Origin of the sequence: Pseudarthrobacter sp. efr-133-R2A-89 (assembly GCF_030209315.1) — a bacterium.
In the GTDB taxonomy this organism is placed as follows: Bacteria; Actinomycetota; Actinomycetes; order Actinomycetales; family Micrococcaceae; genus Arthrobacter.
Window position 1 is genome coordinate 247,436 of sequence record NZ_JARVSE010000001.1, and the last position, 14,297, is coordinate 261,732.

The window sequence follows — 14,297 nt, forward strand, 5'->3', positions numbered from 1 at the left end:
GGACCAGCGTATGCGTCCGGCTCACCAATCTAGGTGCCGCCGAGCAGGATCCGGGAGACGGGCAACCACGCCGCAAGCCATGAGCCAGCCACGAGGGCGCCGAAGATCGTGATCCAGACGGCGGACGGCACGGAGGTGGCGCGGTACAGCAGATAGGCGTCGGAACTTCCCAGGCGGTCGCGACGGCGGAGGTGGACGTGGGTGAGTTTGGCCAGGTCCCGGACAGCGGCCACGAGCAGGGCAAGGCCGAAGATGACGGCGGCATGTCCGGCAACCGAGGCCGTTGCCAGGAACGTGAGGGCGGCGGCGCCGGCCATGGCAGTAATGGTGATGAGGAAACCGGCAAGGTTGCGGAGGAAAAGCATGGACACGGCCAGGACCACCACGCTTGCCGCCATGGCTGCGGCGCCCCACCCGGTGACTCCGCACCACACGAAAGCGGCACCAGCGATCGCCGGGACCGGATAGCCCCAGAAACACGACCAGGCAGCGGCAACACGGCTCCGGCTGTAGGTCGTCGTTGTTCCGGAGTGGTCCAGCCGGAGTCGAATCCCGGACAGTCGCTGGCCCGAGGTTACGGCGGCAACTGCGTGGCCCAGTTCGTGAGTTGCCGTGGCAAGGAGTCCGAAGTAGCGCCAAGAGCGGCGGGGGATGGACAGCGCCGTGGCTGCTGCCACGGACAGCAGCATCTCTACCCAGGTGATGTTGGGCACAGGCGCCTGGGAGAAGGCCGCCACGAAGGTGTTCCATACGCCAGCTGGGCTGTCCAAAGCTGCCTCCTGGCTGCCGGGTCGTCGTCGTAAGTCTTTGACGGCACGTTACCCACCTTGTCTGGGGGAACGCTTAAAACCGGAAGGCACGCCATGTGCGGCGTGCCTTCCGGATGGTTTTCACGAGGTTCCAGGTGTTTCGCCTGAAGCTGTTTCTTCCTAGCCTTCGCACTCAGTGCAGTAGCTGTGGCCGTCTTTCTGACGCGCAATCTGGGACCGGTGCCGGACCAGGAAACAGGAGTAGCAGGTGAATTCGTCCTCTGCCTGCGGGATGACCTGGACTACGAGTTCCTCAGCGACGAATTCGCCGCCAGGGACGCCGGCGCCGTCCAGCCCGTCAGCTTCGTCCAACTCCTGCACAACACTGCGGGCGTCGGGAGCATTTGCTGACTGGAGCTGCTCAAGTGAGTTGTCCTGCGATTCCTTGACGTCGGAACGCAGTTCATCGTAATCGGTTGCCACTTTAGGTGCTTCTCTTTTCTTTGATTGGCTGTCGGGTATGAAACGTACAGCATCCGGCCCATATTCCCCAATAGGAAGCGCCACTACCGGTGTGGATTAAGGCGGCTTCGATGTGGATCTGCGCAGGGTCCGCCTGAGCCACCGGGTCCTAAAATTGGGACTATGAGCACTGAGCTGGAGATCGTCTTGGTGTTGGGCACCGCCATCCTCTGGATGGCGGTGACGCTGACCATCCTGTCCGCTATTGACCGTCCGGAACGCAAGGCGCGGCGGCAGGAACGGCGTGATATCAGGACAGAGAAGCGTCGGATCGAGTACCGCCCGGCTGTGGCGGGTTCGCGTGTCCACCGCCATTCCCGTCCCCGCAGGTTGCATCCGCACTGAGGGCAACGGGGCTCGGCGGCACACGGTGACCGGCCCGGCTGCCCGGCGCCCGCCGTCGTACGACCGTTTCGGGCCTGGCCCACCACAAATTGCCCAAATGCTGCCTGAATAGTCAAGTCTTGACGAGGTCCGCCGGTCCGCTGACACTTTGCCGATGGGAGTAAGCGAAGAATTGCGGGCCCTCGGCGAAGTGGTGGACCGGTTGGCAGCGAGGTTCCCAACGCTGTCCAGGGAGCAAATCGAAGACGTGGTGCAGCAGGAACACAGCATGCTTGACACCGGAAGGGTGCGCGCTTTCATACCGGTGCTCGTTGAGCATGCGGCGAGGGACCGGCTTTCGCAATAGGTGCCTGGTGGCGTCGCTGCCGCCGTTCCCCGCAGTTTAGGTCGCGACGTCGATCAGCACCTTTCCAATGATGCCCCGTTCAACGGCGTCCTGGGCAGCGGCGGTCTCTTCGAGGGGAAAGCGGGTCAGCGGCAGCCCATAGTCTTCGCCGACCCGAAGCGCACCGGCCTCCAGGGCTTCGGAGACCGCAGCAACCGCATCCTGCTTATGCTCGTCCGTCACTGTGTAGGTGAGGATGAATTGCAGCCGTACGTTCTTGGTCATGCCCTCGCGGATCGGCACGGTCAGTGACTCCCCGGGGTTTGCGGCGTAGACGGTGATCGTCCCGCCCGGCTTGAGTACCTCCAGGCCGGCCTCGATGTTCGCGGGTGCGTTAACGTCCACAATGGTGTCCACACCGTCCGGGGCCGCGTTGCGGACAGCACGCACCACGTTGTCGGTCCGGTAGTTGATGATCGTGCCCGCTCCCGCACGCCGGGCCAGTTCCGCTTTGTGGTCGCCGCTGACGGTGGTGATGACGGTTGCCCCGGCCCAGCGTGCCAGCTGGATGGCTGCGTGACCCACGGCCCCCGCACCGCCTGTGACGAGGACGGTCCGTCCGGCCAGGGCGCCGGGGGAGAGCCGGGACGGTCCGGCTTCGCTGGAGGTGAGGGCCCGGTGGGCCGTCAAAGCCGGGATGCCGAGCGAGGCGCCGGCGTCGAAGGACTCGCCGTCCGGAAGAGGGACGACCTTTCCGGCCGGCACGGTGACGTATTCCTGTGCGGTGCCTTCGTTGCTGTCCCACGCGACATCCCAGAGCCAGACACGGTCTCCGACGCCAACCCCGGCTACCCCGGCACCTACGGCATCGATCACTCCGGCTCCGTCCTGGTTGGGCACCTTGGGCGCGTCCAGTTTCCTGGTCCCGCCGCCGGAGCGTGACTTCCAGTCAGTAGGGTTCACGCCGGACACCAGCAACCGGACCCGGACCTCGTCCTGGCCGGGGTCCACCAAGGGCTTGTCGCGGAGCGTCAGGACCGACGACGGGCCCGTCTCTTCGTACACGATGGCTTTCATGTCTTCTCCCTATCCGCGGTCTGGTGTGGCTACCGGTCCAACTTACCGCGCCCGCATAGTGCCACTGCAGGGGGTTCGTGCCGCGTGGCCGTCGTTGCGTGGCGCGGAACCCGGCCGCTCCCGGCAGCTAGAACCGGTCTTTGCCGCGGAGGGACCGAGGGCGCCCGTCCGGGTCCACGACAAGCCGGTACAGGGGATCGGCCCAGAGCCGGTGGAGGCGCGGCAGGGGCTCTATGGTGTGGCGCCGCACCTGCCCGGACGGCCGAGGCGTGCGGCGACCGTCCCGGTGCCAGTGCGCAAGGGCATCGGCAGTGCTGTTCCACAGGTCCAGACCGGCCGTCGGCTCAAGGAGCCGCGGGTCGTCGAGGTCCAGCCCCAGGTGCTCGGCCCAGAGCTCGATCCGCAGCTCCCTGGCCAAAGGCCCGGGTCCGGCAGGTTCGTTGGCTTGGGCGCGGCTGTCGCTTCCGGGGTGGGACGTATCGATGACGGCGCACGTGAGCTCGCTGTCAGTGGTCCAGGACCGGCGGTTGAAATTGTCTGATCCGCAGGTAAACCAGGTGTCGTCGATAATGCAGATTTTCGCGTGGACATAGATTGGCGTGCCGTCGCTGTTCTCCAGGTCGAAAACGCCCACCCGGTCCGGCGCGACCCGCCGGAGCATGGAGACGGCGCGCAGTTGGCCCAGCCGCCTGGGCGGGCCGCCCAACCGGCCATCAGAATCCGGGTATCGGGGAACGACGATGATCACCTGCAGCGAGGGATTGCGCTCCAACGCCGTCGCGATTCCGGCGGCGACATCCGTTGACCACAAATACTGGTCCTCGATGTAGATGAGGGAACGGGCCTGCGAGAACGCTTTCGCGTAGGCGCGGGCAATACTGCGCTCGCCGTCGGGAGCGAACGGGAAGGGCGGATGCTTCCGGCCGTACGTCCTCAACAGCTGCACCGCGTGGGGGCCCGCCGGCGGCGGGGGAGGGGCAGCGGCGGGCAGCGGCCTGGGGTGACGGGGCATCCGGGCCAGGCGCTGCAGCAACATGCGGTATGGCGTGTGCCGGTCCAACGGGTGGGGATCGTTCCAGCGTTCAGCGAAGACCGCCAGGACATCAGCCACCACGGGCCCACGCAGCTCCAGCGCGGCGTCGTGCCAGGGGGGCCGCTGACCGTACTTGGGGTCCATCTTTACCGCCTGCGGGTCACCGCCATGGCGGGCGTCATCCCGGCGGCTGTGCGAGAGGTCGAGCCCGCCGACGAAAGCGACGTCCTTCGATGGGTCGTCGCGACGGCGGATGACCACCAGCTTCTGGTGATGGGAACCGAAGAGGCGCACCCGCTGGTCCAAGAGCGCTTCGCCGCCGGCATCGTTGATTTGCCGGCTGAGCAGTTCGTTGGAGCGTCCGCTGATGGGGGCCGATACCCGCTCTCCATGGGACCGCCAAACGAGTCCACGGACTTCCACCCCTGCCCGGGACAGCTCCGCCAGCACCGTGCCAATCGTTGGGCCGTCAGCGGAAAGACGCTCATCGGCATCCCCCCGCCAGTCCGTGAACCACACCCGGTCACCGGCCCTGAGCGCAGACAATTCCCCGTGCAACCGGGAAAAGTAGGATGCCCCATGGATCAAGGGCCGCACCAGGTTTCCCTCTGACCACGATGGTGATGCGTCGCTCCCCTCTTGAACGGTACTGGCCGGATTTCCGCGCTCGGACGTGCTCAAAAACCACTTGCGGGCGATGTTGTCCAATCGGCGCTCCTTGTCGAGGCCCCGGGGCAGGCCGCTTCGTTCCCAAAATAGCCTATGGTCCCAGCTCGCCGCGGTATCTCCGGGAGTCGCCCTTTCCCTGTTGTTCCGGGGAAAGTTGGGAAAAATGTTACCCCTGTGCAGGTTTTTTCGACCGCGTGGACAGTACGATGAGCACGTTCCAGTCACTTCTGACACCTGGGGGGAACCTTGAGCTATCCGCAATACCCGTCGCAGCAGCCCTATCCGCCGCAGCAATACCCGTCCCAGCAGTCCTGGCCCGGCGGGGAACCCCCGCTCTGGGCCCCTTACTATGGCGCCCCGTTCACGGCGGCCGCCAAGCGGTTCTTCAAGAAGTACGCAGCCTTCTCCGGCCGGGCCAGCAGAAGCGAATACTGGTGGTGGACGCTCGTCGCCATCATCGTCGGCATCGTCCTGAATATCATCGTCAGTTCCGGCATGGTGGCGTCCACGTCGACTTACAACAGCACCCCGCAGCTGGGTCCTGGAGCAGTCGTCGGCCTGATCCTGGGCATGATCTGGGGCCTGGCCACCATCGTCCCGTCGCTGGCCCTGACGGTGCGCCGCCTGCATGACAGCAACAAGAGCGGCTGGCTGATCCTGCTGGGACTCATCCCGTTCGCGGGAGCGATCATCCTGCTGGTCTTCACCCTCATGGGACCGGACCCGGCCGGGCAGCGGTTCGACCAGCCCACTCAATAACTCAGCTTCCGGCCGGCCCGAAATGCGCGGGTAAGGAAGAGGGGAAGACCGTCATGGTCTTCCCCTCTTTCATGTCTTGGGCCCTTCGCATTCCCGCGTGGCGGCCGAGGTGCCCGCCATATCGTCAGGGCTCAGCGATCGGCCGGTGTCCGCGCCAGGTGTCCTTGGAGGACATCACGGACCGAGGTCCACCGGTGCGGCCCGTAGCGATGGTTGTCGACATGGCGGAGTTCGGCCTGGCCGCTGAACATGCTGAAGAAATACTGCATGCCCTGCCACGCCGGAAAGGTTCCCTCCTTGTCCTTCGAGAAGCGGCGGCCGATCCTGCCCATCGCCGACAGGGTCCCGGTGGTACCGGCCCACTGCAGCGCAAAGGGCTCTCCCGTGAGTTCAGTCATGGTCCGGGCAACGGAACGGGCAGTGACACGGTCACCGGCCACTTCGACAACCCGGGGCGCGTTTTTGTCGAGGGCGACAAGCGCGACAACGCGTGCCACATCATCTTTGGTGGTGAAATCGAGGATCTGGTCGGCTGAGGACCAGTAGAGGACCCGGCGGCGCGAGAACAGGATCATGGGCGCCTGCCCGGTGAGCATGTCCGCAAACGCGCCGTTCAGCACGGACGTCACGCGGAGGGGAGCAGCGTCGAGTTCTGCGGCGAAATCACGGCGGAGCTCGAAGTTCCGGTTGCTGCCGGGAGTGACGCGACGGTAGTCCGCGGAGTAGTCCGAAGGTATGAACCGCGCCACACCTGCCTCGATGGCGGCCGTCAGGAGCGACCTTTGCGCGTCGATGATGACCGGACGCGCCCCGCTGACAGCCGAGATGACCGTGTCGACGCCGGACAGGGCGGAGACGAGTCCGGCGTGGTCCGTGTAGGCGGCCTCGCGGACCTCCACGCGATCCGCCCGGCCGAAGACTTCCTGCGCCCTGCCGCTCCCGGGACGGGTAAGGACCCGGACGAGCGTGTCGTGGCGCAGCAGCTCACGAACAATGCGTTGGCCGAGGTCGCCGGTGGCTCCGGCGACGAGGACGGTATTGGTAGTCATGGCGTGCTCTTCCCGGTGGGATTGGTGGTGCGACGACGGGGAAGCAACCCGGGGACCGCCCAGGGTTGCCTGGATACAGAAAAACCCCGGAAAATCATTGATTTTCCGGGGTTTCCCAATGTGCGCGGAGGGGGACTTGAACCCCCACCCCCTTTCGAGGACTAGCACCTCAAGCTAGCGCGTCTGCCATTCCGCCACCCGCGCAGGTGGTATTTCGGGAAGCCGTCCCGCCTTTCAGCGTTTCGCGCCTCTCCGAAGCAGCGAGAAAAACTCTAACATGACTTTTCGGGAAGAACGAATCGGGCCGAATGGGTAGGCTGAGGACAGCGGTTCAGCTCGTGCCACCCAGTCATTCCCTACCAAGGAGATACCAATGCCTGACGTCCTGCCCGAGGATGAAGTTGTCCGGATTTGCCAGGAACTCATCCGGATCGACACGTCCAACTACGGTGACGGATCGGGGCCGGGCGAGCGGGCGGCTGCTGAGTACACAGCAGGGCTGATCGAAGAAGTGGGGTTGGACGCGGAGATCTTCGAATCCGCCCCCGGCCGCGCCAGTGTTGTGAGCCGGATGGCGGGGGAGGACCCTTCGGCAAGCGCCCTGGTGGTCCACGGCCACTTGGACGTCGTTCCCGCCCTGCGTGACCAGTGGTCAGTGGACCCGTTCGGCGCAGAACTGAAGGACGGGCTCATCTGGGGACGCGGCGCCGTCGACATGAAGGACATGGATGCCATGATCCTGTCCGTCATGCGCAGCTTCGCCCGGGACGGCAGGAAGCCCAAGCGCGACATCATCTTCGCGTTCTTCGCCGATGAGGAAGCCGGCGGCGTCTACGGCGCCCGGTACGCCGTGGACAAACGCCCCGAACTCTTCGAGGGCGCCACCGAGGCAATCTCGGAGGTGGGTGGCTTCTCCGCCACCATCGGCGGCCAGCGCACCTACCTGCTGCAAACCGCCGAGAAGGGGATCTCCTGGCTTCGGCTGGTGGCACATGGCAGGGCCGGCCACGGCTCGCAGATCAACACGGACAACGCGATCACCCGACTGGCCGCCGCCGTCACGCGCATCGGCGAGTACACATGGCCCATCGAACTCACCCCCACGACCCGCCAGTTCCTTGACGGAGTGACCGAACTCACCGGGGTGGAGTTCGACGCCGACAATCCGGACCTCCTGCTGGACCAGCTTGGCACCGTGGCACGCTTCGTCGGTGCCACCCTGCAGAACACCACCAACCCCACCCTCCTTAAAGGCGGGTACAAGCACAACGTCATCCCGGAGTCGGCCGAAGCCCTTGTTGACTGCCGCACACTGCCCGGCCAGGAACAGCAGGTCCTGGAGATCGTCCGCGAGCTCGCCGGCACCGGCGTTGATGTCAGCTACGTCCACAGCGACGTCTCTCTGGAGGTTCCCTTCGCCGGGAACCTGGTGGACTCCATGATCGATGCCCTCCACAGCGAGGACCCGGGCGCCAAAGTGCTGCCCTACACCCTCTCCGGTGGCACGGACAACAAGTCGCTCAGCCGGCTGGGCATCACCGGATACGGGTTCGCCCCGCTCATGCTTCCGGACGAGCTCGACTTCACCGGAATGTTCCACGGGGTGGACGAGCGGGTCCCGGCCGATTCCCTCAAATTCGGTGCACGGGTGTTGAACACCCTGCTGACCAACTACTAGGAACCGGCCGTGACTCCGGACCAGTTGCTGCCGGACGCTCTCCTGGAGCGCATCCGGGGACGCGCCGCCGGCTACGACCGGGACAACGCCTTCTTCCACGAGGACTTGCAGGAGTTGGCGGCGGCGGGGTACCTGAAGCTCTTCGTGCCGGCGTCCGACGGCGGTCCGGGCCTTGGGCTCCGGGCGGCGGCGCAGTGCCAGCGCAGGCTGGCAACGGCTGCCCCCGCCACCGCGCTGGCGGTCAATATGCACCTGGTCTGGACCGGCGTCGCACATGTCCTGGCAGCCCGGGGCGACGACTCCTTGTCCTTCGTCCTGGAAGAAGCCGCACAGGGCGAGGTGTTTGCGTTCGGCAACTCCGAAGCGGGCAACGACTCCGTCCTCTTCGACTCACGGACCACCGCGGCGCCGGACCCGGACGGCGGGTACACGTTCACGGGAACGAAAATCTTCACGAGCTTGTCGCCTGCCTGGACCCGCCTCGGGATCTTCGGCAAGGACCCTGCGGCCAGGGATGGAGCGGGAGAGCTTGTCCATGGATTCATCCGCCGCGATTCGCCGGGCTACCGGATCCTTGACGATTGGGACACGCTGGGCATGCGGGCCAGCCAGTCTGCCACCACGGTGCTGGAGGGTGCAGCTGTCCCGGCGGACCGGATATTTCGGAAGCTGCCGGTGGGGCCGAACTCCGACCCCCTCATCTTCGCCATCTTCGCCTGCTTTGAGACGCTCCTCGCCGCCGTCTATACGGGGCTGGGGGAGCGTGCCCTGGCGGTGGGCGTGGAGACGGCAAAGCGGCGCACATCGTTCAAGAACGGCGGCCGCAGCTACGCCCAGGACCCCGATATCCGCTGGAAAGTCGCCGAAGCGGCCATGGCCATGGATGCGCTCTACCCCCAGCTGGACGCCGTGGCGGCGGACGTCGACGCGCTGGCTGATCACGGGTCCCAGTGGTTCCCCAAGCTGGTGGGGCTCAAGGTGAGTGCGACCGAAACCGCCCGTCGGGTAGTGGACCTGGCCATCCGGGTCAGCGGCGGATCCAGCTACTTCAGGGGCTCCGAACTGGAGCGGCTGTACAGGGACGTGCTGGCCGGCATGTTCCACCCGTCCGACGATGAGTCAGCGCACAACACCGTCGCCAACGCCTGGCTCGGTCCCCTGGAGGATTAATCCGCGCGCAGAGCGCCTGCTACTGTTCGTTCCCCCAAGGCCGCTGGCTTCCCAAAGCCCGCCCTACACGGTGCGCTGGACCTGCATGACCCGGCGGCGCAGCCAAAAACGCCGGCCGCCGCCCATGTAGAGCTTGCTGCGTTCCAATTCCCACTTGCCGTACTCGGAGTGTTCCACCAGGCGGCGCCGTGCCTCCGGCAGGGAATCATCAGGGCTGAGGGTCAGTACGAGGTATTCGTACTGCCGTAAATAGTCCCGCTCCCGCTGGACTGAGCTGGTGAGAAATTGCTCCTTCATTTGCTCTCCATTTTCGTCCTTTTCCGGCTAACGTGAAGTCATGAGCATCGATCCGCGTGTCGCGCTTTCGTCCCTGACCACCGCTTTGGAAGAACACCTTATAGCAGCATCGAACCGGCGCGGAGACGGTGACCCCTCCGTGGAGGCAGCCTTCTTTGCAGTTGCAGATGCGTTCGAAGTTTATGAAGACGCACTCTATGAGGCCTACAACGAAGTTACTCCGTTGCAGGTGTTCGATGATGAAGACGACGATGATGAAGCCGATGTGGACGACGACGAAGACCTGGAGATTGTCGAGGAATAGCGCAGCGGGGAAAAACTGCAGAGCCCGCTGGAACCCGGTGGTGGGGCGCTAGGCGGATACGTCTTCCAGCGCCCTGGCAATCTGGGGCGGCAGCGGGGATAGTTGGGCGTCGAGGATCTCTTTCAACTGCACGTTCGTCCGGGCCCCGACAACAACGGTGGCGACGCCATGCTGGGACAGCAGCCAGGACAATGCGACATCCTGCGGTGAACGTCCCAATCCGTTGGCTGCCATGCACACGGCGTCCACGATGCGGGACGGCTTCTCCTCCAGGTAGGGCTCAACGTAATCGGCCTCGCCCGCGGACGCGCCGCGCGAACCGGCCGGAATGCTGCCCCGGTATTTGCCCGTGAGGACACCCCTGCCCAGGGGACCCCAGGCCATCAGGCCCAGCCCTGCGTCCTCGAGGGCCGGCAGGAGTTCCGGTTCCGCCGACCTGTTAAGGAACGAGTATTCGGCCTGGGCGGCCACGAGTGGAACGCTGCTGATGGCCGCAGCTTTGGCCGCCTGCCAGCCCTTGAAATTGGAGATGCCGGCGTACCGGGCCCGCCCGGACCGGACAGCGAACTCCAGTGCTGCCAGCGTCTCCTCGAGGGGAACGTTTCCGTCCCACTCTTCGGCGAACCAGAGGTCCACGTAATCCGTGCCCAGCCTGGCCAGGCTGGCGTCCAGTCCGGTGAGCATTGCGTTGCGTGAGGTATCCACGGCCCGCCGGCCATCCGGCGTCGTCATTCCCGCTTTGGTGGAGATGGAAATCTCCGTGCGGGAAACGACGTCGCCCAGCAGCGAGCCCAGGATCCCTTCGGAGCCCCCGCCAGCGTAGGAAGCGGACGTGTCCACATGCCGGCCGCCCGCACTAAGGAACGTCCGCAGCAACTCGGAGGCGTCCTGCTCGTCGGTCTCCCGGCCCCAGGAACGGGTGCCCAGGGAGAGGGCTGAAACTCGCAATCCACTGTTGCCGACGTAACGCTGCTGCATAGCAGCAAGCTTACGGGCAGAACCACCGCTGCCATGCCGTAGGGTCTTAGCGTGAACTGGTTTGAAGCGGCCCTGCTGGGCCTAGTGCAGGGACTGACCGAATTTTTACCGATTTCATCGAGCGCACACCTGCGGATTGTGGGCGAGTTCCTTCCCAACGCGCAGGATCCGGGTGCAGCTTTTACGGCCATCACCCAGCTGGGCACGGAAACGGCCGTGCTGATCTACTTCTGGCGTGACATTGTCCGCATCGTCAAAGCCTGGGCGGGCTCATTGGCCGGCAAAGTACCGCGGCAGGATCCCGATGCCCGCATGGGCTGGCTGGTGATTCTGGGCAGCCTGCCGATCATCGTGCTGGGGCTGCTCTTCCAGGACCAGATCGAATCGGTCCTCCGCAGCATGTGGATCGTTGCCACCATGCTGATTGTCTTTGGCCTCATCCTCGCGGTAGCGGACGCCATCGGCGCGCAGAAGCGGGACCTGGCCCACCTGACCTACAAGCACGGCATCTTTTACGGCCTCGCCCAGGCCATGGCCCTGATCCCGGGTGTATCACGCTCGGGCGGCACCATTACCGCCGGGCTCCTGATGGGCTATACCCGTGAGGCCGCCGCCCGGTATTCCTTCCTGCTCGCCATCCCTGCCGTGTTCGGCAGTGGCCTGTACCAGCTCTACAAAGTAGTCACCAAGGAAGGCATTACGGGACCGTTCGGGCTGCCTGAGACCGCCCTGGCCACTGTGATCGCCCTGGTGGTGGGGTACGTCATCATCGGCTGGTTCCTGAAGTTCGTCTCCACGCGCAGCTACAGGTTGTTCGTCTGGTACCGGATCTTCCTGGGCCTCGCCCTCTACCTCCTGCTCGGTTTCAACGTCATCAGCGCCTAGGACTAGGCTTTACCTGTGAAATCCTGGACTTCCCGCCCCGTTCCTGCCCTGCCCGGAAACATGCCCGCCATCCGGCTGTTCGACACTGCGGCAGGCCGCGAAGTGGCCCTCGAACCGGATGCCAGGCCGTCCATGTACGTCTGTGGCATCACCCCCTACGACGCAACCCACATGGGTCACGCCGCCAGCTATGTCGCCTTCGACCTGCTGAACCGTTCGTGGCGCGACGCCGGCAGCGAGGTGTCCTATGTCCAGAACGTCACCGACGTGGACGACCCCCTGCTTGAGCGCGCCACGGCCACCGGGGTGGACTGGCGCGATTTGGCCGCCGAACAGGTGGAGCTCTTCCAGACCGACATGGAAGCCCTCAACGTCCTGGCGCCGGACCACTACGTGGGCGCTGTTGAGTCCATCGCGCTCATCGTGCCGGAAGTGGAGCGGCTGGTAAGCATGGGCCTGGCCTACACAGTGGACGGCAGTAACGGCGAACCCGACGGAGACGTCTATTACGACGTCGAGGCAGCCGGCAAACAGTCAACCGCCCCTGACGCGTGGGCACTTGGAGCCATTTCCCACCTGGGCGAAAGCGCCATGCTGGAGCTTTTCGCCGAACGCGGCGGCGACCCGGGACGCGCCGGAAAGCGGCAGGCCCTGGATCCGTTGCTGTGGCGGGTGGCACGGGACGGTGAACCAAGCTGGCCCGGGGGAAGCCTGGGCGCAGGCCGGCCCGGCTGGCACATTGAATGCACCGTCATCGCGCAGAAGTACCTGCCCTCGCCCTTCACCGTGCAGGGCGGCGGCTCCGACCTGATCTTCCCGCACCACGAAATGGGCGCCGGCCACGCCTACTCGCTGGCTGGAGTCCCGCTGGCGAAGCACTACGCCCACGCCGGCATGGTGGGGTTGGACGGCGAGAAGATGAGCAAGTCCAAAGGCAACCTGGTGTTGGTTTCGAAGCTCCGTGCTGCCGGGGAAGACCCGGCGGCCATCCGGCTGGCGATCCTGTCCCACCATTACCGTTCCGACTGGTCGTGGACGGATGAAGGGTTCGCCGCGGCCAAGGCAGACCTTGCGGCTTGGCGGACTGCCCTGCAGCATGCCCCCGCAGGTTCGGGGACCGCGCTCCTGGCCGGGATGCGTGAAGCCCTGGCAGCAGACCTTAATGCGCCCGCAGCGGTTGCCGCTGTATCCCGGTGGGCACGGAATGCCAATGATGCCGGGGCTGCTGCCAGCGCCGCCGACGCCGCACTGGTCAAGGACGCGGTGGACGCACTCCTGGGCATCCAGCTGTAAAGAACTCCGCTTCGGGCGGCATAAAAGAGGGCCTGGCCCGGATTCCTCCGGGCCAGGCCCTCTTCGCGTCCGGTTGGTTTCAGCCCCTGTCCTGGCCCCGCCGCTTCAAATACCGCTCGAATTCCCGGGCAATGGACTCGCCGCTCGCTTCGGGCAGATCGGCGGTATCCTTGGCTTCCTCCAACTGGCGGACGTAGGCGGCGATCTCCGGGTCCTCCGTGGCCAACTCATCAACCCCGCGCTCCCACGCCTCTGCCTCCTCGGCCAGCTCATGGGTATCCAGGGGAACCTGGATGAGTTCCTCGATCCGGTGCAGGAGGGCGAGCTGGGCCTTGGGTGACGGTGCCTGGGCCACATAGTGCGGTACGGCAGCCCACAAGGACACGGTGGGAATGCCGGCCAGCAGGGACACCTCGGACAGCACGCCGACAATGCCCACTGGCCCTTCGTACTGGGAAGCTTCCAAGTCCATCCGCTCCCGGAGCGGGGCGTCGTCGGAGGACGTGCTCACCGGAATCGGGCGGCTGTGCGGGACATCCGCCAGGAGCGCTCCGACGAGGACCACGTAATCCACGTGCAGCGCTTCCGCATGAACCAGCAGCTCAGCGGTGTAGGCGCGCCATTTATAGGATGGCTCGGTGCCCTGCACAAAGATGACATCCACATTGGAATTTGGCGCGCTGGCCTTGTAGATCCGGGTGGAGGGCCACTTGATCTTCCGTTCGCCTGCCGCGTTCCGGCGGACGGTGGGGCGCGTGAACTGAAAGTCGTAGTACTCGTCAGCATCGATGGATGCCACTTTCTTGCCGCCCCACAATTTGTTCAGATAGCGCAACGAATCGCTGGCCGCTTCTCCGGCGTCGTTCCACCCTTCAAAGGCGGCAAGCATCACCGTTACGCGCTGTCCGTCTGCCACCGGCTGGAGGAACCGTTCCCGCTCGGGTCCGGCACCCTCTTCCGCCGTGGCTCCCTCGAAGCTATTCATTTCTTCACCCTACGTCCAAGGTGCTTGGTCGTGCATGGATTGAAGCGCCGCAAATCCCCGTAAACCCTTCCTTGTGGCACCCCTGCCGCGTCATATTCGCCAAGGGCGTAGCCCACAGCCTCCGCCCAGCCACGCCCCGTAGACTGGCTATATGTCAATACCTGCCGCCAGTTCACCGC

At 65.2% G+C, this 14,297-nt stretch carries 16 protein-coding genes and 1 tRNA gene; 8 read left to right on the top strand and 9 right to left on the bottom strand.

Annotation, left to right across the window (positions count from 1 at the left end; genetic code table 11):
• Positions 1–29 precede the first annotated feature (29 nt).
• Together QRM95_RS01120 and QRM95_RS01125 are read right to left on the bottom strand one after the other, a co-directional pair.
• A complete protein-coding gene (locus QRM95_RS01120) occupies positions 30–770 on the bottom strand; it encodes a M50 family metallopeptidase (RefSeq protein WP_285246081.1) in 741 nt (246 codons plus the stop codon).
• A gap of 159 nt (positions 771–929) precedes the next feature.
• Positions 930–1,232 carry a DUF4193 domain-containing protein gene (locus tag QRM95_RS01125; protein ID WP_018761323.1) on the bottom strand — a complete coding sequence of 101 codons (303 nt, stop codon included), beginning with the start codon at positions 1,230–1,232 and terminating at the stop codon, positions 930–932.
• A 162-nt stretch (positions 1,233–1,394) separates the two neighbouring features.
• Here QRM95_RS01125 and QRM95_RS01130 point away from each other — a divergent pair, with 162 nt between their 5' ends.
• On the top strand, positions 1,395–1,616 hold the full coding sequence (locus QRM95_RS01130) for a hypothetical protein (protein ID WP_285246082.1): 222 nt from the start codon (positions 1,395–1,397) through the stop codon (positions 1,614–1,616).
• Between the two features lie 154 nt (positions 1,617–1,770).
• Positions 1,771–1,962 carry a three-helix bundle dimerization domain-containing protein gene (locus tag QRM95_RS01135; RefSeq protein WP_018761325.1) on the top strand — a complete coding sequence of 64 codons (192 nt, stop codon included), beginning with the start codon at positions 1,771–1,773 and terminating at the stop codon, positions 1,960–1,962.
• 36 nt (positions 1,963–1,998) lie between these two features.
• Here QRM95_RS01135 and QRM95_RS01140 read toward each other — a convergent pair whose 3' ends face one another.
• Complete coding sequence (locus QRM95_RS01140) at positions 1,999–3,018, bottom strand: NADPH:quinone reductase (RefSeq protein ID WP_285246083.1); 1,020 nt, start codon at positions 3,016–3,018, stop codon at positions 1,999–2,001.
• Positions 3,019–3,145: 127 nt separating this feature from the next.
• Complete coding sequence (locus tag QRM95_RS01145; protein WP_285246084.1) at positions 3,146–4,597, bottom strand: phospholipase D family protein; 1,452 nt, start codon at positions 4,595–4,597, stop codon at positions 3,146–3,148.
• Positions 4,598–4,966: 369 nt separating this feature from the next.
• Between QRM95_RS01145 and QRM95_RS01150 the strand changes: the two genes are divergently transcribed.
• Positions 4,967–5,479, top strand: coding sequence for a DUF805 domain-containing protein (locus tag QRM95_RS01150; RefSeq protein ID WP_285246085.1), 513 nt, complete (start codon positions 4,967–4,969; stop codon positions 5,477–5,479).
• Positions 5,480–5,610: 131 nt separating this feature from the next.
• Here the strand turns inward: QRM95_RS01150 and QRM95_RS01155 are convergent, their stop codons facing one another.
• Together QRM95_RS01155 and QRM95_RS01160 are read right to left on the bottom strand one after the other, a co-directional pair.
• Entirely contained in the window at positions 5,611–6,528 is a 918-nt protein-coding gene (locus tag QRM95_RS01155) for an NmrA family NAD(P)-binding protein (RefSeq protein WP_285246086.1), read from the bottom strand.
• Positions 6,529–6,649: 121 nt separating this feature from the next.
• Positions 6,650–6,732 (bottom strand) — tRNA-Leu (locus tag QRM95_RS01160).
• Between the two features lie 169 nt (positions 6,733–6,901).
• Between QRM95_RS01160 and QRM95_RS01165 the strand changes: the two genes are divergently transcribed.
• Positions 6,902–8,206: a M20/M25/M40 family metallo-hydrolase gene (locus tag QRM95_RS01165; RefSeq protein WP_285246087.1), complete on the top strand. Its 1,305-nt coding sequence runs from the start codon at positions 6,902–6,904 to the stop codon at positions 8,204–8,206.
• Positions 8,207–8,215: 9 nt separating this feature from the next.
• Positions 8,216–9,376, top strand: coding sequence for an acyl-CoA dehydrogenase family protein (locus QRM95_RS01170; RefSeq protein ID WP_285246088.1), 1,161 nt, complete (start codon positions 8,216–8,218; stop codon positions 9,374–9,376).
• Positions 9,377–9,439: 63 nt separating this feature from the next.
• On the opposite strand, the gene QRM95_RS01175 is transcribed toward QRM95_RS01170, so the two are convergent.
• The gene (locus QRM95_RS01175) at positions 9,440–9,673 is read right to left on the bottom strand and encodes a DUF5703 family protein (RefSeq protein WP_285246089.1); all 234 of its coding nucleotides are present in this window, start codon (positions 9,671–9,673) and stop codon (positions 9,440–9,442) included.
• 40 nt (positions 9,674–9,713) lie between these two features.
• On the opposite strand from QRM95_RS01175, the gene QRM95_RS01180 reads away from it, so the two are divergent.
• Positions 9,714–9,977 carry a hypothetical protein gene (locus QRM95_RS01180; protein WP_018761333.1) on the top strand — a complete coding sequence of 88 codons (264 nt, stop codon included), beginning with the start codon at positions 9,714–9,716 and terminating at the stop codon, positions 9,975–9,977.
• Between the two features lie 48 nt (positions 9,978–10,025).
• Here QRM95_RS01180 and QRM95_RS01185 read toward each other — a convergent pair whose 3' ends face one another.
• Positions 10,026–10,955: an aldo/keto reductase gene (locus tag QRM95_RS01185; RefSeq protein ID WP_285246090.1), complete on the bottom strand. Its 930-nt coding sequence runs from the start codon at positions 10,953–10,955 to the stop codon at positions 10,026–10,028.
• Between the two features lie 51 nt (positions 10,956–11,006).
• Between QRM95_RS01185 and QRM95_RS01190 the strand changes: the two genes are divergently transcribed.
• Both QRM95_RS01190 and mshC read left to right on the top strand, forming a co-directional pair.
• On the top strand, positions 11,007–11,840 hold the full coding sequence (locus QRM95_RS01190; protein ID WP_018761335.1) for an undecaprenyl-diphosphate phosphatase: 834 nt from the start codon (positions 11,007–11,009) through the stop codon (positions 11,838–11,840).
• Positions 11,841–11,855: 15 nt separating this feature from the next.
• Positions 11,856–13,133, top strand: a complete 1,278-nt coding sequence (gene mshC / locus QRM95_RS01195) for a cysteine--1-D-myo-inosityl 2-amino-2-deoxy-alpha-D-glucopyranoside ligase (protein WP_285246091.1) — start codon at positions 11,856–11,858, stop codon at positions 13,131–13,133.
• 79 nt (positions 13,134–13,212) lie between these two features.
• On the opposite strand, the gene QRM95_RS01200 is transcribed toward mshC, so the two are convergent.
• Positions 13,213–14,118, bottom strand: a complete 906-nt coding sequence (locus tag QRM95_RS01200) for a PAC2 family protein (protein ID WP_285246092.1) — start codon at positions 14,116–14,118, stop codon at positions 13,213–13,215.
• Positions 14,119–14,297: the final 179 nt, after the last annotated feature.

Coding starts and splice junctions, on each gene's coding strand:
- QRM95_RS01130 (WP_285246082.1), top strand. CDS start 1,395: ATGAGCACTGAGCTGGAGATCGTCTTGGTGTTGGGCACCGCCATCCTC.
- QRM95_RS01135 (WP_018761325.1), top strand. CDS start 1,771: ATGGGAGTAAGCGAAGAATTGCGGGCCCTCGGCGAAGTGGTGGACCGG.
- QRM95_RS01140 (WP_285246083.1), bottom strand. CDS start 3,018: ATGAAAGCCATCGTGTACGAAGAGACGGGCCCGTCGTCGGTCCTGACG.
- QRM95_RS01155 (WP_285246086.1), bottom strand. CDS start 6,528: ATGACTACCAATACCGTCCTCGTCGCCGGAGCCACCGGCGACCTCGGC.
- QRM95_RS01165 (WP_285246087.1), top strand. CDS start 6,902: ATGCCTGACGTCCTGCCCGAGGATGAAGTTGTCCGGATTTGCCAGGAA.
- QRM95_RS01175 (WP_285246089.1), bottom strand. CDS start 9,673: ATGAAGGAGCAATTTCTCACCAGCTCAGTCCAGCGGGAGCGGGACTAT.
- QRM95_RS01180 (WP_018761333.1), top strand. CDS start 9,714: ATGAGCATCGATCCGCGTGTCGCGCTTTCGTCCCTGACCACCGCTTTG.
- QRM95_RS01185 (WP_285246090.1), bottom strand. CDS start 10,955: ATGCAGCAGCGTTACGTCGGCAACAGTGGATTGCGAGTTTCAGCCCTC.
- QRM95_RS01200 (WP_285246092.1), bottom strand. CDS start 14,118: ATGAATAGCTTCGAGGGAGCCACGGCGGAAGAGGGTGCCGGACCCGAG.